Source organism: Streptomyces sp. NBC_00510 (assembly GCA_036013505.1).
In the GTDB taxonomy this organism is placed as follows: domain Bacteria; phylum Actinomycetota; class Actinomycetes; order Streptomycetales; family Streptomycetaceae; genus Actinacidiphila.
The window spans coordinates 1,539,334-1,556,923 of sequence record CP107851.1 but is presented as its reverse complement, the minus strand read 5'-3'; the positions used below and the strand labels follow the sequence as shown (position 1 = coordinate 1,556,923).

Annotated in this window: 17 protein-coding genes and 1 pseudogene; 8 read left to right on the top strand and 10 right to left on the bottom strand. The window is 74.0% G+C overall.

All coding sequences use genetic code 11. The features are described from left to right. Positions 1–261 precede the first annotated feature (261 nt). A complete protein-coding gene (locus OG937_06880) occupies positions 262–489 on the bottom strand; it encodes a DUF5133 domain-containing protein (GenBank protein WUD71434.1) in 228 nt (75 codons plus the stop codon). A gap of 119 nt (positions 490–608) precedes the next feature. Between OG937_06880 and OG937_06875 the strand changes: the two genes are divergently transcribed. Beyond that, positions 609–962 (top strand): hypothetical protein, encoded by a 354-nt coding sequence (locus tag OG937_06875; protein WUD71433.1) that lies wholly within the window; start codon positions 609–611, stop codon positions 960–962. A 131-nt stretch (positions 963–1,093) separates the two neighbouring features. Here OG937_06875 and OG937_06870 read toward each other — a convergent pair whose 3' ends face one another. Both OG937_06870 and OG937_06865 read right to left on the bottom strand, forming a co-directional pair. Then, the gene (locus OG937_06870; protein WUD71432.1) at positions 1,094–1,333 is read right to left on the bottom strand and encodes a WhiB family transcriptional regulator; all 240 of its coding nucleotides are present in this window, start codon (positions 1,331–1,333) and stop codon (positions 1,094–1,096) included. A gap of 129 nt (positions 1,334–1,462) precedes the next feature. Further along, positions 1,463–3,100, bottom strand: coding sequence for a carboxylesterase family protein (locus OG937_06865; GenBank protein WUD71431.1), 1,638 nt, complete (start codon positions 3,098–3,100; stop codon positions 1,463–1,465). A gap of 222 nt (positions 3,101–3,322) precedes the next feature. Between OG937_06865 and OG937_06860 the strand changes: the two genes are divergently transcribed. Both OG937_06860 and OG937_06855 read left to right on the top strand, forming a co-directional pair. Next, positions 3,323–4,306, top strand: coding sequence for a MerR family transcriptional regulator (locus OG937_06860; protein ID WUD71430.1), 984 nt, complete (start codon positions 3,323–3,325; stop codon positions 4,304–4,306). A gap of 85 nt (positions 4,307–4,391) precedes the next feature. Then, positions 4,392–5,261: an alpha/beta hydrolase gene (locus tag OG937_06855; protein WUD71429.1), complete on the top strand. Its 870-nt coding sequence runs from the start codon at positions 4,392–4,394 to the stop codon at positions 5,259–5,261. Between the two features lie 48 nt (positions 5,262–5,309). On the opposite strand, the gene OG937_06850 is transcribed toward OG937_06855, so the two are convergent. Further along, a complete protein-coding gene (locus OG937_06850; protein ID WUD78652.1) occupies positions 5,310–5,888 on the bottom strand; it encodes an HD domain-containing protein in 579 nt (192 codons plus the stop codon). Positions 5,889–5,960: 72 nt separating this feature from the next. Beyond that, positions 5,961–6,152, bottom strand: a pseudogene (locus tag OG937_06845) (ribosomal protein L7/L12). Positions 6,153–6,370: 218 nt separating this feature from the next. Between OG937_06845 and OG937_06840 the strand changes: the two are divergent. Beyond that, a complete protein-coding gene (locus tag OG937_06840) occupies positions 6,371–7,570 on the top strand; it encodes a damage-control phosphatase ARMT1 family protein (protein WUD71428.1) in 1,200 nt (399 codons plus the stop codon). A gap of 12 nt (positions 7,571–7,582) precedes the next feature. On the opposite strand, the gene OG937_06835 is transcribed toward OG937_06840, so the two are convergent. Together OG937_06835 and OG937_06830 are read right to left on the bottom strand one after the other, a co-directional pair. Continuing rightward, on the bottom strand, positions 7,583–7,873 hold the full coding sequence (locus tag OG937_06835) for a DUF6295 family protein (protein ID WUD71427.1): 291 nt from the start codon (positions 7,871–7,873) through the stop codon (positions 7,583–7,585). Further along, on the bottom strand, positions 7,873–8,610 hold the full coding sequence (locus OG937_06830) for a dienelactone hydrolase family protein (GenBank protein WUD71426.1): 738 nt from the start codon (positions 8,608–8,610) through the stop codon (positions 7,873–7,875). Before OG937_06830 ends, OG937_06835 begins: the two co-directional genes overlap by 1 nt. 113 nt (positions 8,611–8,723) lie before the next feature. On the opposite strand from OG937_06830, the gene OG937_06825 reads away from it, so the two are divergent. Further along, positions 8,724–9,701: an aminoglycoside phosphotransferase family protein gene (locus OG937_06825; protein ID WUD71425.1), complete on the top strand. Its 978-nt coding sequence runs from the start codon at positions 8,724–8,726 to the stop codon at positions 9,699–9,701. 7 nt (positions 9,702–9,708) lie between these two features. Here the strand turns inward: OG937_06825 and OG937_06820 are convergent, their stop codons facing one another. Both OG937_06820 and OG937_06815 read right to left on the bottom strand, forming a co-directional pair. Continuing rightward, a complete protein-coding gene (locus OG937_06820; protein WUD78651.1) occupies positions 9,709–9,792 on the bottom strand; it encodes a DUF1905 domain-containing protein in 84 nt (27 codons plus the stop codon). A gap of 21 nt (positions 9,793–9,813) precedes the next feature. After that, positions 9,814–10,194 (bottom strand): hypothetical protein, encoded by a 381-nt coding sequence (locus tag OG937_06815; GenBank protein WUD71424.1) that lies wholly within the window; start codon positions 10,192–10,194, stop codon positions 9,814–9,816. 155 nt (positions 10,195–10,349) lie between these two features. On the opposite strand from OG937_06815, the gene OG937_06810 reads away from it, so the two are divergent. The 3 genes from OG937_06810 to OG937_06800 all read left to right on the top strand — a co-directional run bounded on the left by OG937_06810 (position 10,350) and on the right by OG937_06800 (position 14,599). Next, positions 10,350–11,108 (top strand): IclR family transcriptional regulator, encoded by a 759-nt coding sequence (locus OG937_06810; GenBank protein WUD71423.1) that lies wholly within the window; start codon positions 10,350–10,352, stop codon positions 11,106–11,108. A gap of 98 nt (positions 11,109–11,206) precedes the next feature. Beyond that, the gene (locus OG937_06805; protein WUD71422.1) at positions 11,207–12,343 is read left to right on the top strand and encodes a serine/threonine-protein phosphatase; all 1,137 of its coding nucleotides are present in this window, start codon (positions 11,207–11,209) and stop codon (positions 12,341–12,343) included. A gap of 114 nt (positions 12,344–12,457) precedes the next feature. Beyond that, positions 12,458–14,599 carry a serine/threonine-protein kinase gene (locus OG937_06800; GenBank protein WUD71421.1) on the top strand — a complete coding sequence of 714 codons (2,142 nt, stop codon included), beginning with the start codon at positions 12,458–12,460 and terminating at the stop codon, positions 14,597–14,599. 407 nt (positions 14,600–15,006) lie between these two features. Here OG937_06800 and OG937_06795 read toward each other — a convergent pair whose 3' ends face one another. Further along, positions 15,007–17,436 carry a SpoIIE family protein phosphatase gene (locus OG937_06795; protein ID WUD71420.1) on the bottom strand — a complete coding sequence of 810 codons (2,430 nt, stop codon included), beginning with the start codon at positions 17,434–17,436 and terminating at the stop codon, positions 15,007–15,009. Positions 17,437–17,590 lie beyond the last annotated feature (154 nt).

Sequence of the window (17,590 nt, the reverse complement as noted above, 5' to 3'; positions counted from 1 at the left end):
CCCGGCGGCGTGGGGTCCGGGGGCACGGGGTCCGGCCCGGGCGGCGCGGGCGTGGGCGGCAGCGGGTCCGGGCCGACCGGCGGCGGCACGGGCCCGGGCGCCGGACCCGGCTCCGGTCCCAGGGGGCCGGGCGACGGGGTGGGGTTCGGGGGCACCGGATCGTTGGGGGGCGTGGCGTTCGTCGTCATGCGTTCCTCCCGGTTCGGGCCGTTTCCGCTGAGGGGCGCGTACCCGGGAGCCCGCCGCTCACGCGGCCCGGCCTCAGGAACCATGGCCCCGACCGTCCGCCGGCCGTGCCCCCGGCAGCCTGCCTCGGGCGGCGGCCAGCGCGGCCTCCACGTCCGTGGTCCCCGTGGCGACGCACAGCGTGTGCGCCACGTCCTCCACCCGGCTGCGCGCCGCGGGCCCGCCGTCGTCGGCGCTCGCCGCCCGCAGCGTCTCGTACTGCTCGACCAGCATGTGCAGAACCACGGGATGGGCCATCAACATGATCGGGATCCCTCCGTCACGACACCGGGACATTCTGCGACTCCGCGACCGAGTACCCCTCATCCCTTCCGCCATTCGGGGTAAGGAACAGGCATGGGCGGGTGGTGGAGGGGGCGGTGATGGAGGGTTCGGGGCTCACGGAGCGCGAACGGCGTGCGCTGGCGGAGATCGAGGACCTGTTGCGCGACGACGACGTACTGGAACGTCAGTTGCGCACGATGCGCGTGGACCCGGAGCCGGGCCCACGAACGGGCCCGGGCCCGGCCGACCTGTTGCGGAGGCCACGCGCCCTGCTGCTGGCGCTGCTGGCGATCGTGTGTTTCGGGCTGCTGATCGCCGCGACCGTCACGACCCTGCTCGCGGTCGTGTGCGCCTTCGTGGTGACGTGGCTGGTCACCCTGTTCGTGGCGGTCCGCCTGCCGGGTCCGGCCCGCCGCGCGGGCGCCCGGCGCCGCCGCGGCCGGCGCCGCTGACCCGGCGCCGCCGCGTCCCACGGCCGCGCGAGCCCCCGGACGCGCCTGCAGGGGTGTCCGGGGTCAGGGCGGGTGCCGCCCGCGGGTGGGCCCACAGGGGGGACGGGATCGGGGCAGGGGACCGGGACCGTTCACCCGCTGCGGGCGGCGCGGCGGCGCAGCGCGCGGCGCTCCTCCTCGGACGTACCGCCCCAGATGCCGGGAGACTGCCCGGTACTGAGCGCCCACTCCAGGCAGTCGCCGACCACCGGGCACCTCTCGCAGACCGCTTTGGCGCGGGCTTCCTGCCCCGCACCCGGGCCTGAGGAGCTGACCGGGAAGAACAGTTCCGGATCCTCGTCTGCGCAAGCGGCGCTTCGCCACCAGCCCATCGTTTCGACTCCTTCCGGAGGAAGCGTTCGGGGGTGCCACGGACATTGCCGTGCTGCGTCGCGTACCCGGTGTGGCGCGGCCGATGCCGCCCGATCCGTAGAACGATCCGGAGCCGATCGCGCGGAGGCTCACTGAGGCAGGCGGTCCCAGAACGAGCAGTGGTGGGCGGAGTACGCGTCGACGGGGTGGATTCCGCCTGGTCCGGGAGCCAACGACTGCACCGACCGCGCGAGAGGTGACGAAGGGCGCAGGGCAGGCCAGAGAGGGGCGCCGGGGGTGTTCGGGTTGCCGGTGCGCGCGAAGTTCGTCCAGTAGTCGACCATCCGGTCGGACAGGGCGCGCTGGGCGTCGGTCAGCGGTCGCTCGGTGGGGAAGGAGGAGAACAGGAACGGCATCTCGAAGCCGTGCGCCGCACCGTAGGGGAAGTCCGGGTCCGCCGGCAGACCGGCGAGGACTGGAGCGTCCGGATCGCTGAACTCGTAGCCGTAGAGGGGGAGGCCGGGGGCACGAGCGGCGATGGCCCGGCCGGCTGCCAGTGTGGTGCACGTGAGGGATCGATCGGTCAGCACCGCGGCCCAGGCCAGTGCGGGCGTGGGGTGTCGTGCCGCCGGATACCGTGCCTCGATCGCGGGGGCCGCGGGCCCGAAGGCGTCCACCAGACGGGCGCGGTAGTCGTTCTCGGTGCGGATCGGGAACGCGGCGAGCGACAGGCCGACGAACATCCGCATCTCATCGTGGTTGGTGCCCTGGACGACCGGCACGCGGTGGAAGCGTCCGGACGCCAACGCCCGGTCCGGCGCCACGGGCAGCAGCGGATTGCCGAAGGCGGGCCGGTTGAAGGACTGCATCAATTGCGCGGTGGCCAGGCGATCCGTGCTCTGCCCGCGCAGGCACGCCAGCACCTCCTCTCCGCCGCCCGCTGTGCAGCCCAGTTGCCGGGCGGCTTCCGCACCGGCCGTCTGGACCTCGCGCTGTGAGGCGAACGGCTCGTACGCCGGTGTGCCGGGTCCGAGAGCGCCGCGTGGAAAGGACATGTGGCAGGAACCGCTCTGGAGCACGGCCCGCTGGAAGAGTCCGGCGGCCGCCGGCGAGGTGAGGTGCGCACAGATGCTGAGGGCGCCCGCGGACTCACCGAAGAGCGTGACATTGCCCGGATCACCGCCGAAGCGCTCCGCGTTCGCCCGCACCCAGCGCAGGGCGGCCTGCTGGTCCGCCAGGCCGAACGGCGGGGCGGAGCCCAGCCCGGGGTGGCCGAAGTAACCGAAGATCCCCAGCCGGTAGTTGACCGTCACGACGACCGTGTCACCCCGGACCGCCAGTTGTCCCGTGCTGTAGTCACTGCCGGAACCGCCCAGGAACGCACCGCCGTGCAACCACATCAGCACGGGCCGCCTCTGCCCGGCCGGCTTCGGCGTCGGCATGGTGACGTTGAGGTAGAGGCAGTCCTCCGACCCGAGGACCGCGCCCGCACCTGGTGCCGGCATCTGCACACAGGGCTGAGCCGCCGTCGTCGCATCCCGGACGCCCTGCCACGCGGCGGCGGGCACCGGGGCGCGCCAGCGCAGCGGTCCGGTCGGCGGTGCGGCGTAGGGGATGCCGTCGAAGGTGGTGTGCGAGCCGTGTGACACCCCGCGTACCAGGCCGTGGTCGGTCCGTACGACGGCACCGCTCTGCCTCGCGGAGTGCGGGGAACCGGGTGGTGCGCCGGTCGCCGGCACGGCGGTGCCCGCGAGTAGTGCCGCCGCGCAGAGCAAGGGGAAGAGCACCGCACGGAGCCTGTCTCTTCGGTACGGACCCGGTGCTGTCGTGGTCGGGGACATGCGTATCCACCCTTCTTGGTCGGACGGGATCGGACGGGATCGCCGCACGAGGCCGCACGAGGCCGGTCAGGCCCGAACGAGGCCTGGGCGGTGGGGAAAGCGGTGCGGACCGACGTGGCCGGTGATCAGTACGCTAGGACCTCCCGCGCGCTGGAGGTTCAAGAGCCTGTGACGCAAGACACGTGGAGCATCGGTGAACTCGCGGCCGGAACGGGGGTCCCGGTGAAGACCCTCCGCTACTACTCCGACAGCGGTCTGCTGCCCGTGGCCGCCCGTAGCACCGGTGGTCATCGGCGCTACGGTCCTGAGGCGTGGGAACGGATCCGTCTCATCAGACGCTTACGGGCGCTGGACACTCCGATCGCGACCATCACGCAGGTGGTCACCGGTGAGCGCTCCCTAGGCGAACTGGTGGCGACCGAGCTCGAAGCGGTGCAGGAACGACTGGCCGAACTGCGGTGGCGCCAGGCCACACTCAAGTCCCTGGACGAGGCCCCGGGCGAGGAACGGCTCCGGCGTCTGGAGATCCTCTCCCGCGTGCAGCGGCTCCCGCAGGCGCATCGCACCCTCACCGACCACTGGTATCGCGAGCTGTCCGCGGCCATGCCCAAGCGCCGGCTCGACATCATGATCGCCATGCTCTGCCCCGACCCGCCGCAGGACCCCGATCCCGCTACGGTCCTGGCCTACGCCGAGCTTCATCTGCTCATCTCCACCCCCAGTTTCACCCGCTGGACCCAGGACCACGACGAAGAGATGAGGGACGGCCCGGCCTTCTACGGGGAGATCGACGATGCCGCCGCTGCGACGGCCGCCGCTTTGGCCCAGGGCCTGTCGCCCGGCGCCGGGGATGCGGTGAACGCCTTCGTGTCCGCCCACGCGCGAGCCCGCCGGGAGTCGGACACCCCCGCCTTCCGCGCATACCTGCACGGGCTGGTGTCGAGGTCGTCCGGCTTCGACCCCCGCCTGGAACGCTATTGGGGCCTGGTCGGCACCGTCACCGGCGGACGGGTGCTGAACATGACGGTGGCTCACAGATGGCTGACCGAGGGGCTGTCGATCTCGATAGCCGACGGTGCACCTGAGGGGAGCCCGGTTCCGCGGACTCCCGAGCGTGCGCACCGAGTGGTTCCGGGCGAGATCGACTGCTGAAGCGCGCGTACGGCGGTCGGCGAGGGGAACGGCTTCCCCGTCCTGCCGCGGCCCCGCCGGCCGTCGCGTTTCCTACGATGGCGTCATGACGATCTTCAGGCCGGAGCAGCCGCAGATACGCGTCCTGTACGACGAGTCCCGCCGGGACTGGCGGGAGCCGGCTCGTCCGCGCCCCGTCCGGCTCTACCTGTGGGAGCCGGTGCAACCCCCGGCCGTGTCCGCCCCGTTGGTCGTCGTGTCGCACGGCACCGGAGGTTCGGGCGGCGCCATGGAGTGGCTGGCAGGTCCGCTGCGCGAGGCGGGTTTCCGGGTGCTGGCCCTGGACCACCACGGCAACAACTTCGTCGACGGCTACGAGCCGGAGGGCTTCCTCCACGTGTGGGAGCGGCCACGGGACGTCTCCTTCGCCCTCGACGCGCTCGCCCGGGAACAGCCTTTGGGCCCGGTCGGCGCGGCGGGCTTCTCCGTGGGCGCCCACACGGCGGTGGCGCTCGCCGGGGCGCGCCTCGACCCGGACGTCCTGCGGGCCGTGCTGTCGGGGGCCGTACCGGTGCCGGACATCCCCGAGTTCCCCGGTGTGCTCGAGGCGCACCGGAAGAAGTACCCGGACGACCCGTCGGCGCGGGGCGCGATCGACGGAGCCGGGGCGGACCTGTCGGACGCGCGGGTGCGGGCGGTCTTCCAAGTGGCCCCGGGCGTCGGGGGTTTCGTGACCCCGCGGAGCCTGGCGGCCGTGCGGGTGCCGGTGGGGATCCGCTGGGGCGGTGCCGACACGGTCAACCCGTACGACGTCGACACCAGGCCGTACGCGGAACACGTCCCCACGGCGAGCGTCCGCTGCGCCGGCCCCGACGTCCGCCATGACGACTTCTTCGCGCCGGAGCCCGCAGACCCGGACGTCCGCTTCCGGGTCGGCAGGGAGGCAGCCGACTTCTTCGTGCGGCACCTGCGCTGACCGTGTCCACGCGGTGTCCACGGTGGCGGCCGGGACCGGGAGAGGTTCTCACCCGCTGCCCGGCTCCGGCCCCCGGGCTGCGCGCCCCCCAGTCTCCCGGACCGCGGGGAACGACGCCTGGAAGGCCAGCCGGCGGTCGGCGTCGGCGGCGATGTCGCCGAGGAGCCCGTCCAGCGCCAGGAACACCTCCCAGCGTTCGGCGCCGGTCGCCGCGGCCAGCCGGTCGACGACCAGGTCCTCAAGCTCCGTGACGCGTTCGCCCTTCCAGACCTTGTCGGCCACGCTCACCAGCAGGTCCTCCAAGGTGACGGCCGCGTCCGTCCACGAACCGTGGGTGGCCGCGAAGCGCGCCAGGCGCGGTGGGACGCCCTGCGCCCGCAGCAGCGCACGGCCCGCCGTCTCGTGGGCGCTGCCCGGCCCGGACAACTCGGCGACGTGCAGTGCCTTGCCGATGTCGTGGGTGGCCGCGCCGAAGAGCACGGCCTCACGGTCGACGACCAGGGCGGGGCTGTATTGCCGGACCCAGTCGACGAGTTCACCTGCCACGTCGTGCACCAGCCGCAGATGGGCCGCGAGCCGCGACGGAGCCCCCACCTCGCGCAGCAGACGCGCCACCTCCGGCGGCAGCGGCCGCTCCCGTCCCCGGGTGAGGGCCCGGTCGAGGTCCGGCGTCCGCTCGGGACCCCCGACCTCGGCGGTGGCCCCGGCGGCGCGCAGCGCGGCGACGGCCGACTCGGCGTCCTCCTTCGGCGCGTTCCGCAGCACGACGAGAGGGGTCCCGCGGATGAGGGCCCGGCAGTGCTCCGTGCCCAGACCGGTCAGCCCGCCCAGTACGGCGACGACCTCCGCCGCCCGTGGCCCCACCTCCCTCAGCACGGCCGTCACCGGCATCTCGTCGCCCCCGGCCCCCATGGCCTGCGCCCCTGTCATGAGCCCTCCCCGTCGCTCCCGGCCGTCCCGCCGCGGACAGCGTGCCCGAAGCCCCGCCCGAGGGGAACTCCGCGTACCGTGCGCCCGCGCACGGCCCGGGCGCCGCCACTTCCCCGCCGCTTCCTGTGAGAATGCCCGCGACCGCTGCCCCGCCCCCGACCGCTGGAGGACGACGACGCATGGGTGGACACCCACACCCGGACAACACCCCCGGCCCCGCGCTTCCGCAGGCGCCGCCGATCACCTGTGACGAGCCCGGGTCCTTCGCCCGCAGCGTCTTCCAGGAGCGGCACCCGGTGCTGGTCCGGCGCATCCTGGAGGCCGTCCCGTACGGCCCGGAGCGCCACCGGGCCTTCGCGGCGCTGCTGGAGGAGTCGCGGTCCGGCACGGTCGCCCCGCTGCCGCGGGACGCGCCGGACCTGGCGGCGTGGGAGGAGTGGGGCGAGGGCCGTTTCGGGCGGCCGTGGCCCGAACTGCCTTTCCTGTGGTCGGAGTCGTACTTCTACCGCCGGCTGCTCGACCCTGCCGGATACCTCGCCGCCGGGGCGTGGCACGGCGTGGACCTGTTCGCGCCGTTCAAGGACGCCGAGCTGGACGGTCCCGGCTTCGCCGCCGACCTCGCCGCCCTGGACGGGCTGCCCGGGCTCGCCCCCGCCGAGCGGGAACACGCGCTGCTCGCGGCCGCCGTGTGGGGCAACCAGGCGGACCTCGGCTTCACCATGGTGGCCGACGCGGCCGGCCCCGAGGCGTCCGGCACCCTCGTCGCCGACGAGTCGGAGCGGCTGTGGTCCCTGCTGGACGGCGGCACGGTCGTCGTGGTCACCGACAACAGCGCCCGCGAGGTCCTGGCCGACCTCGCCCTCGTCGACGGCCTTCTCGCGAGCGGACGCGCCGACGAGGTCCACCTGCTGGTCAAACCGCGCCCGTACTACGTCTCCGACGCCACCACCCAGGACGTCCTGTCCTGCCTGCGCCGGATGACCGCCGCCCCCGGCGAGCCCGCCCGCATCGGCGGGCGCCTGCTGGCGGCCCTGCGCGAAGGGCGGCTCACCCTGGCCGCGCACCCTTTCGCCTGCGCGCCGCTCGGCTACCGCGACATGCCGGGCGACCTGCGGGAACGCTTCGCGGCCGCGCGGCTGACGGTGATGAAGGGCGACCTCAACTACCGGCGCCTGGTGGACGACCGGCTCTGGCCCCCGACGGTGCCGTTCGCGGACGTCACCGCCTACTTCCCGGGGCCGGTCGCCACCCTGCGCACGCTGAAGTCCGACACCGTCGCGGGGCTCGCCCCCGAGACCGTGGCCAGGCTGGACGCCGCCGGCACCGCGTGGCGCACCAGCGGCACGCACGCCCTGGTCCAGGTCACGGTGCCGGGGTGACGGCCCGCGCCGTCAGCGCGCCGCCGGTGCGGCCTGCCCGGAGGAGGCCAGCCCCGGCGGGGCCGCCGCCAGCGCGGAGCGGATCGCGTCGACCAGCGCCAGCGCCGCCTCCTCGGTGAGCTCGACGGCGACCCGCGCCGAAGGCCCCAGGGCCGGGTTGAGGAAGTCGATGTTGACGGTGTGCTCGTACGGCGCGTGCTGCGGGTGGTCGACGTAGACCATGGCCTCGGTCAGCCCGAAGTAGCCCTGGGCGCCCTTGCCGCTGCCGTCGATGCGGATCTTCTCGGTGAGGTACGTGCACATCAGAGGTGCTCCTTGAAGAAGGCCAGGACCTTCGACCAGCCGTCGACCGCCGCCTCGTTGCGGTAGCTCGGCCGGTTCACGGCGAAGAAGGCGTGGCCGGCGTTCTCGTAGGTGTGGAACGCGTACGGCTTGCCCTGCGCCTTGAGCTCCGCCTCCAGTTCGGCGACGTGCTCGGGGGAGGGGTAGCTGTCCTCCGCGCCGAACAGCCCGAGCAGCGGGCCGCGCAGGTCCTTCGTCAGGTGCACGATCGGCTCGACCTGGAGCGGGAAGCCCTCGGGCGGCGTGCCGGCGACGAAGGCCCCGTAGCAGTCGACGCCCGCCTGCACGTCCAGCGAGGCCAGGGCGAGGAACGCCTGACGGCCACCGGAGCAGTAACCGATCACGCCGACCTTGCCGTTGGAGGACGGCAGGCCCCTCAGGTACTCGGCGGCGCCGGCGGCGTCCCCCAGGAACCGCTCGTCGGGCACGCCGCCTCGGGCGCGCGCCGCCGCGGCCGCGTCGTCCGGCGAAGCGCCGGGCGCCTCACGGCTGTAGAGGTTCGGGCAGACGGCGGCGAAGCCCTCCGCCGCGAACCGCCGGGTGATCTCCTTGGTCGGGTCGTCGTAGCCGGGCATGTGGTGGATCACCACGACGCCGCCGTACGGACCGGGGGCCATGGGGCGGGCGGAGTACGCCTCGATGCGGTCGCCGCCGTGACCGGTGACGGTCACGGTCTCGGCGAGAAGTGCGTCGTACATGTACGTCGGTCCTTCCGGGGGGACGGATGATCAGCACTCTATGCCGCATGCGCTTTCCCCCTGCCGCCGCCCCGCCCTGGACTCCGGCGGGAGCCGCTCCGTAGGGTCGCCGCATGAGGCAACGGCCCGAGGGAGTCGGCGAGGAGGAGCTGGGCGGGGCGCTGCGCGCGTGGGGGATCGACGTCGCGTCGTGGACCTACGAGCCCGTCGGCTTCGGCGACCACCACTGGACGGCGGCCGACGCCCGCGGCCGGCGCTGGTTCGTCACCGTCGCCGACCTGACGCACAAGCAGCACTGCGGGGCGGACGCCGAGTCCGCCTTCGAGGGACTGAGCCGGGCCATGGACACCGCACTCGCCCTGCGGGAACGCGCGGGCCGGGACTTCGTGGTCGCCCCGCTGCCCGCCGCCGGGGGCGGCACGGTACGCAGGATCGGCGCGCGGTACGGGGTCAGCGTCTTCCCCTACGTGGACGGCGTCGCCGGCCACTTCGGCGACCGTCTCGACGCGTGCGGACGCGGTGCCCTGCTGGACACCCTCGCCGTGCTCCACCGGACACCACCCCCGGCCCCCATCCCGCGCCCACGACTCGCGCTCCCCGGGCGCGGCGCCCTGGAAGCGGCGCTCGCCGGCTTGCGCGACCCCTGGCACGGGGGCCCGTACGGCGAGCGGGCGAGGGCCCTGACGAGCGAGCACGCCGCGGCGCTCCGGCAGCGGCTCGGGGAGTTCGACCGGCGCGCCGCCGCGCTCGAACGCGCGGGAGGGGAACACGTCGTCACCCACGGCGAGCCGCACCCCGGCAACCTGCTGCGGCGGGAAGCGGGGCACGCGCTCGTCGACTGGGACACCGTCGGCCTCGCCCCGCCCGAGCGCGACCTGTGGCTGGTCGTCACCGGACCCGAGGACCTCGACCGCTACCAGGACGTGGCCGGCCGCCGCCCCGACCCGGACGCCCTCGCTCTGTACGGGCTGCGCTGGCGACTGGAGGACGTCGCCTCGTTCCTCGGTGACTTCCGCTCCCCGCACCGCGCCACGCCCGACTCCGACCTGGCCTGGCGGTCCCTGGCCGCCACCGTGCGCGCCCTGGCGTGAACATCCCTCAGCGGTCCAGCCGTTCCCCCAGGCGCACGGTGACGGTGTCCCCCTCGTCCTTGCCGACGGCCTTGCGCACCTCGGCGGTCAGGTCCAGCCGACCTGGGCCGGCTCACCGGTCGGTGGGGCGCAGTGCCTCGAGGACGCGGGTCGCCGTCTCGACGTCCTGCCCGGAGAGGGTGACCGTGACGCCGTCGTGCTCGAAGGTCATCTCGGGGGCCGAGGAGCGGGCCGCGCGCCAGGCGAGCCAGGCCAGGGCGAGGTTGGCCAGCCGGAAGCCCCGGTCGAGGGCGATCCGGATGCCTTCCAGGGTGCCACCGACGCCGACGCCGACGCCGACGCCGACGCCGCCGATGCGGCCTACCGCGGGCCCGCGCCCCTGGAGGGCGACCTTGGCGTTGCGCCGCACATAGGAGTCGTCCAGCAGCCAGGTGTGGAACGAGCGCAGCTCGTCCTCGGCGTCCCGCGCCTGCGTCGTGACGATGAGGTCCATCGGCACCGTTCCCCCTGGGTGAGCACCGCCGTGCCGTCACTCTGGCACAGCCGCACGCGGTGACGCAGGCATCCGCGCAAAGCGGTACGAGACGTACGGCGGCGGGCGCCCACCCGTCGCTTGCCGTGGCCGGGCGGCGGGCGCAGGCTGGGAACATGGCTGCTCAGGGCGGGCCGACGCTCATCACGTCCGTCCAGCGGGCCTTCCGCCTGCTGGAAGCGGTGGGCGCACACGAGGGCGGCGTGCCGGCGAAACAGCTGGCGCGCGAGACCGGACTGCCGCTCGCCACTGCGTACCACCTGCTGCGGACCCTCACCCACGACGGCTACGTGCGCAAGCTCGACGACGGCGGATTCGCCCTCGGCGAGAAACTCGAGGCCCTGCACGCCGCGAGCCGCCCGCAGATGCCGCTCAGCCGGATCCGGCCGGCGCTGGCCGCGCTGCGCGACGACCTGTCGGCCGCCGCCTACCTGACCTTCTACGAGGACGGCGAGATCCGGGTGGCGGACATCGTCGACGGCCCCCGGACCCCGCGGGTCGACCTCTGGGTGGGCTTCGAGGAGGCGGGGCACGCCACCGCGCTCGGCAAGTGCGTGCTGCGCGAGCTGGACGAGGAGGCCCGCAACGACTACCTCTCCCGTCACCCGCTGGCCGATCTGACCCCGCGCACGATCACCCACCGCGCGGAGCTGCTGCGGTGCCTGGAGAGCGCCCCCGCCCCTCCCGCCGTCACGGACCTGGAGGAGTACGCCCTGGGGACGGTCTGCGTCGCGGTGCCCGTCTACAGCGGCAGCACGCTGGGCTCGCTCGGTGTGTCGCTGCGCGCGGACCGGGTCGCCGCACTCGAAGACGTGCGCGCCAAGCTGCTCTCCACGGCGAGCCGGGTGACCCGGGGTCTGTCGCTCACTATCTGAAATCCCCGCCCTTGTGGTCGGGGTGCATACACCCATTAACTGGTGGAAACGGACATCGGCGGTGTGACGCCTCGCACAGGCAGGGATTGCGGACGAACATGAGTCAAGCCCCGGACCAGCGGCATGGCGGCCGGCCGACCTGGCACATCGCCACGGGAGCGCCCTTTGCGATCATCTGCGGGGTGGCCCTCGTCGCCTTCGTCAGCGGCAGCGGTCCCGACTGGCTGCCTCTGCTCGCCGTCGGGCCGGCGCTCGCCGCCGCCATAGGGGGCCCGTGGCGCGTCCTGCGGGTGGGCGTGCTCGCGGTGGCGCTGGCCGCGGTCCTCGGCGCCTACAAGGGCACGCACGGCGACAAGCTGGCCATCGTGGTGGGCGCGCTGACCGCGGTCACCCTGGCGAGCGGGCTGGGAGCCGCGGTCCGGGGGCGCCGTGAGCGGGTGCTCGCGGCCGTCCGGTCGGTCGCCGAGGCGGCACAGCACGCGCTGCTGCTGCCCGTGCCGGAGACCGTCGGCCCCTTCCAGGTGGCCGTGCGCTACAGCGCCGCTGCGGCGGAGGCCCGGATCGGCGGCGACCTGTACGCCCTGGTGCCCACCCCGTACGGGGTGCGGCTGATCGTGGGCGACGTCCGCGGCAAGGGGCTGCCGGCGGTGAGCACCGCCGCCCTGGTGCTGGGCGTGTTCCGCGAGGCCGCCTACGACGAGCCCGACCTGCTCGACGTCGTCGACCGCATCGAGCGCAGCCTGGCCCGCAACCTCGGCTCGGACGACTTCGTCACCGCCGTCGTCGTCGGGCACCCCCGCCCGGGCCGCATGGAGGTCGTCAACTGCGGCCACGCCCATCCGCTGCTGCTGCGCGGGGGCGACGTCCTCGCCGTCGAGTCCTCCGGCCACGTCCCGCCGCTGGGGCTGCGCGCCCTCGCCGGGGAGGAGCCGGTGCTCCAGGTGCTGCCCTTCTCCGAGGGCGACCAGCTGCTGCTGTACACCGACGGCGTCATCGAGGCCCGCGACCGCGGCCGCCGCTTCTACCCCCTGGACGAGCGCGTCACGCGCCACCTCACCGACGACCCCGCGCGCACCCTGGCCGCGCTCCACGACGACCTGCTGGACCACGTCGGGGGCAAGCTGCACGACGACGCCGCGCTGCTCCTGCTGCGCAGCACCTCCAGCGCCGCGCCCGTCACCGAGCTGCCCGTCCCCGTCGTGTCCGGCGGTGTGCAAAGGGCCCAGGCCGGCTGAGCGTCCGGTCTCGGGAAGGCACACGCGTGACGCACTTTTTCGGCGATTTGCTGCACTTCAGGCGATATGCGATACGTGGAGGAGGGGCTTTTCACCGCTCGCCGAGGAAGTGCCATGACAGGAGCGCACGAGGACGTCGGGCGCGTGGTCACCGGTCGCTACCGGCTTCTGCGCCGGCTCGGCGTCGGCGGCATGGGACGGGTGTGGCTCGCCTACGACCAGGAGCTGGCCTGCGAGGTCGCGGTCAAGGAGATCGTCCTGCCGCCCGGTGTCCCCGAACGCGAGGTGAGCTCCCGCATCGCCCGGGCCCGCGGCGAGGCCCGGCACGCCGCCCGGCTGCGGAACCACCCCCACGTCGTCACCGTCCACGACATCGTGGAGGAGGACGGCCTCCCGTGGATCGTCATGGAGTTCGTCCCCGGCGCCATGGACCTGGAGGCGGTGGTGCGCGAGCGGGGGCCGCTGCCGCCCGCGGAGGTCGCCCGGATCGGGCTGGCCGTGCTCGACGCGCTCCTGGAGGGCCACCGGCTGGGCATCCTGCACCGTGACGTCAAACCGGCCAACATCCTGCTGACCCATCCCGGCTCGCAGCCCTCCTACCCCACCGAGGGCGGCGGCCGGGTGATGCTCACCGACTACGGCATCGCCCTGGAGCCCAGCTCGGGCGAGACGCGCCTCACGGCGACCCTGGAGATCCTCGGCACCCCGCGCTTCATGGCCCCGGAGCGGGCCAACAACCGGCCGCCCACCGCGGCGGGCGACCTGTTCTCGCTCGGCGCCACCCTGTACTACGCGCTGGAGGGCACCGGGCCCTTCGACCGCGAGACCGCCCTCACCACCCTCAGCGCCCTGCTCTTCGAGCCGCCCGCCCCGCCACGCCGGGAGACCCGGCTGACACCCGTCCTCGTGGGACTGCTCGCCAAGGACCCCGCGGACCGGATGGGCGCGGAGGAGGCGGCCCGGCGGCTCTCCGCCGTCGCCGCCCAGCCGTACCACCTCCACCCGGCCCCTGCGGGGGAGCCGGCGGCCCCCGCGGAGACCCCACCGCCCGAGCGGCCCCCCGCACCGAAGCCGCCGCAGCCCCAGTCGGCGGCCGCCCCGACGACCGAACTCCCGCCGTCGGCCGAACTCCCGCCGCCGGCCGGGCCGGAGGAACGCGAAGGGCCCGGCCCGCCCCCGGGGCCGCTGCCGCCGAAGGCCGGCGAGGGCCCACCGCGGTCCGGTCCGCCCCGGCCGCGGCGCCGGCGGGCCGGGCTCGTCGCCGCGGTGGTGCTGGTGGCGCTGGCCTTGGTGGGCGGCGGCATCTACCTGGCGCAATCCCCTTCCCCGGGCCCTGGGCACGCCACGCCGACATCCGTGCAGTCGATCAAGGTCGGCGACTCCCCGCACGGAGTGGCGATGTCCCCGGACGGGGGCCGGGGCTACGTGGCCAACTACAGCTCGGGGTCGGTGTCGATGATCGACACCGAGCTGAACCGCACCGTGGGCGATCCCATCCCCGTGGGCCGCTTCCCGAAGGGGGTGGCGGTCTCACCGGACGGGCGCAAGGTCTACGTGACCAACAACTACGCGGGTTCGGTCTCGGTCATCGACACGACGAGCAACCGCACGGTGGGCGACGCGATTTCCGTGGGCTCCAGCCCGGAGGGGCTGGCGGTGTCGCCGGACGGGAGCCGGGTGTACGTGGCCAACGGGACGTCCGGTTCGGTGTCGGTGATCGACACCGAGCTGAACCGCACCGTGGGCGATCCCATCCCCGTCAGCCGCTTCCCGCGGGGGGTGGCGGTGTCCCCCGACGGGAGCAAGGTCTACGTGACCAGCTTCGGCCGCAACAGGACCTCGGCCTCGGTGTCCGTCATCGACACCGCGCAGAACCGCACGGTGGGTGATCCCGTCCTCGTCGGCCGCCGCCCGGAGGGGGTGGCGGTGTCGCCGGACGGGAGCCGGGTGTATGTGGCCAACGGGGGATCGGGTTCGGTGTCGGTGATCGACGCCGCGAGGAACCGTACGGTCGGCGATCCCATCCCCGTCGGCTCCAGCCCCGCGGGGATGGCGATGTCCCTGGACGGGCGGCACGTCTACGTGGCCGACGGGGGTTCCGGTTCGGTGTCGGTGATCGACACCGCGGAGAACCGCACGGTGGGCGGCGCGATCGCGGTGGGCTCCAGCCCGGAGGGGGTGGCGGTGTCGCCGGACGAGCGCCGCGTCTACGTGGCCGACGCGACCTCCGGTTCGGTGTCGGTGATCACGTTCTAGCGAACGTGCGGGTGGGCCGGCTCAACTCATGGCGGGGTGCAGCCAGGCGGCTCCCAGACGGGGTTGCCGTCGCTGTCGTTGTGGTAGCTCGTGCAGTCCTCGCTGGGCGCCATGCGTGAGGCCTCCGTCGTGGCTTTCGTCGTCTGAGGCGCCGCCTGGGCGCTCGCCACGCCCACCGTTCCGGCGAGCAGCGCGGCCGCGCACGACGCTCCGACGAGGTGCCGGATTCGGCTGCGTTTCTCCCTGCCTATCGCCATAATTAGTCCCTTTTCAGTAGAAATGTCGCTCACGTATTCACCAGGGTGGGAGTTCGGTCGTGACGGTGTCAACGCCATCGACGGCGAACCGGCCCGATGTTGCAGAATCGGGAAGTTCGGCGGGTGGGGCCCTGCCGGGGCCGGGTCCGGTCAGCCGTCGTCGGCCCCGCCCGGTGCGGGCAGCGGCTGCTCGGCCCAGATGGTCTTGCCGCGGGCGTGGTAGCGCGTGCCCCACAGGGAGGCGAGCTGCGAGACCAGGTAGAGCCCGCGTCCGCCCTCGTCCGTCTCCAGGGCGCGCCGGACGTGCGGGGAGGTGCTGCTGCCGTCGCCGACCTCGCAGATCAGCCGGCGGTCGCGGATCAGCCGCAGCCGCACTGGCGGCGAGCCGTAGCGGATCGCGTTCGTGACGAGCTCGCTGACCAGCAGCTCGGTGGTGAACTCCAGTTCCGCGAGGTCCCACTCGGCCAGTTTCCCGGTCACCAGCCCGCGCGCCCGCCCGACCGACTCCGGCGCGCCCGCCAGGTCCCAGGTGGCGTAGCGGTCCGGCGGCAGACGGTGCAGCCGTGCCACCAGGAGCGCCACGTCCTCCCCGGGATGCCCGCCCGGCACGAGCCGGCGCAGTGCCTCGTCGGCGATCTCGCCGGGCCCGCTCCCGGGACCGGCCCCGGCCAGCGCCTCGCCGAGCCGGAGCACCGCCCCGTCCCCGGACGCCGGGGCGAGCAGCCCCTCGGTGTAGAGGGCGAGGAGATCACCGTCGGCATGGGCCACCTCCGAACATTCGAAGGGCACGCCGCCGGTGCCCAGCGCGGGCGTCGTCGGGGCCCCGGCCACCGACACCTCGCCGTCCGGGCTCACCCGCGCCGGCATCGCGTGCCCGGCGCTCGCCACGGCGGAACGCATGGTGATCGGGTCGAAGATCGTGTAGAGGCACGTCGGGGCGGAGACGCCGGGGGTGGGCCCGCCCTGTTCCTCGTGGAACCGCTTGACCTGGTCGCTCAGGTGCGTGAGCAGCTCCTCCGGGGCCATGTCCAGGTCCGCCAGCGTCCGCACGGCCGTCCGCAGCCGGCCCATGGACACCGCCGAGTGCAGCCCGTGCCCGCCCGCCTCGCCGATGACCAGGGCGGTACGCGCGCTGGAGAGCGGGATGACGTCGAACCAGATGCCGCCGGGCCCGGCGTGGCCGCCCCGTGACAGGTGGCGCGAGGCGGCGTCCACGGTCGCCAGCGCCGGCAGCCGCTGCGGCAGGAGGTTCCGCTGCAGCGCCAGCGCCGTGGCCCGTTCGCGGGTGTAGCGGCTCGCGTTGTCGATGCAGACCGCTGCGCGCGCGACGAATTCCTGCGCGAGCATGACGTCGTCCGCCTCGAACGAGTGTGCCCGGGTGAACCGGATGAAGAGCACCACGCCCAGCGCCGCCCCGCGCGCGAACATCGGCACCAGGAGCCAGGACCGGACGGCGAAACCCTGGATCAGCTCCGCCCGGGCGGGATCGGCGGCCTCCAACTCGACCAGCAGTTCCTCGCCCGTGAGCAGGACGGGCTTGCCGGTGGCCAGGGCCCGTGCGGCCGGGGTGCCGGGCAGGGACGCGAAGCCGTCCACGTCACCCGGCGCCACCACGGTCCGCGCCGGGCCGCCGGGGACCATCGTCGCCGCGGCGCGGCGCAGGGGCACCGTGTCGGCGACCGGCCCGGGCAGCGGCTCCTCACCACCCAGCACCGAGTCCACCAGGTTGACGTAGGAGAAGTCGGCGAACCGCGGCACGGCCACGTCCGTCAGCTCCTGCGCCGTGTGCAGCACGTCCAGGGTGCTGCCGATCCGCGCGCTGGCCTCGTTGACCAGGTCGAGCCGTTCCCGGGCCCGGGCCTCCGTGGTGAGGTCGAAGACCATGTGCGCCAGGGCCACCACGTCACCATCGGCGCCGCGCAGGGGCAGGATCGTCTCCGACCAGACCGTGTCCCGGTCCGGGTCGCGGGGGTCGCGGCCGCGCACCTCGCTGCCGATCATCGCCCGGCCCGAGCTGAGCACCAGCCGCTGGCGCGCCTCGAAGGCGTCAGGGTCCAGCAGCCCGGGCGGCGCCACCTCGCGCATGGTGCACCCGACGAAGTCCTCGGGGAAGCCCGTCGCGCGGATCTGGGAGTCGTTGCGGGCCAGGAAGCGCAGGTCCGTGTCGAAGACGTCGATGATGAACGGCGACTCGGTGAACAGGCCGCGCAGCAGCGCGCCGAGCAGGTCGTCCTGCCGCACCGCCTCGGCGTTCTCCGCCTGCAGCAGCCAGCGGTCCTGCGCGAGGGGATGTCCCCACAGCACCACCCCGACCGGCTCGCCGTCCCGGTGCCGCAGCAGCAGGGGGCCCAGGAAGACCGAGTGCTCCGTGCTCATGATGCCCGCGACGCGGGCGCCGTCGGGGCGTGACCACAGCAGCCGGGACACCGGCCCGCGGGCCTCGGCGGCCGTCCAGCCGAGCAGCCGCTCTGCGCCGGGGGTCCAGTTCGTCACGGTGCCCCGTGCGTCGACGACGGCGAAGGCGGCGCCTCTGGACCGGGGGAGACCGTCAGGGGCGTCGGCGAACAGCGTGCCGCGCATGTCCACCCGTCACGCCCACCCGGCCCTGGCACACCCAAGGATTCCCACAGACCAATACTGCCCGCCGTCAAGATCTGAGGCACGCGGTGCGTGCCTCACCGCCGTGACCTGCCGGGACGCGACCGGAACAGGGCTGTCGTCGTGCCCGCGATGA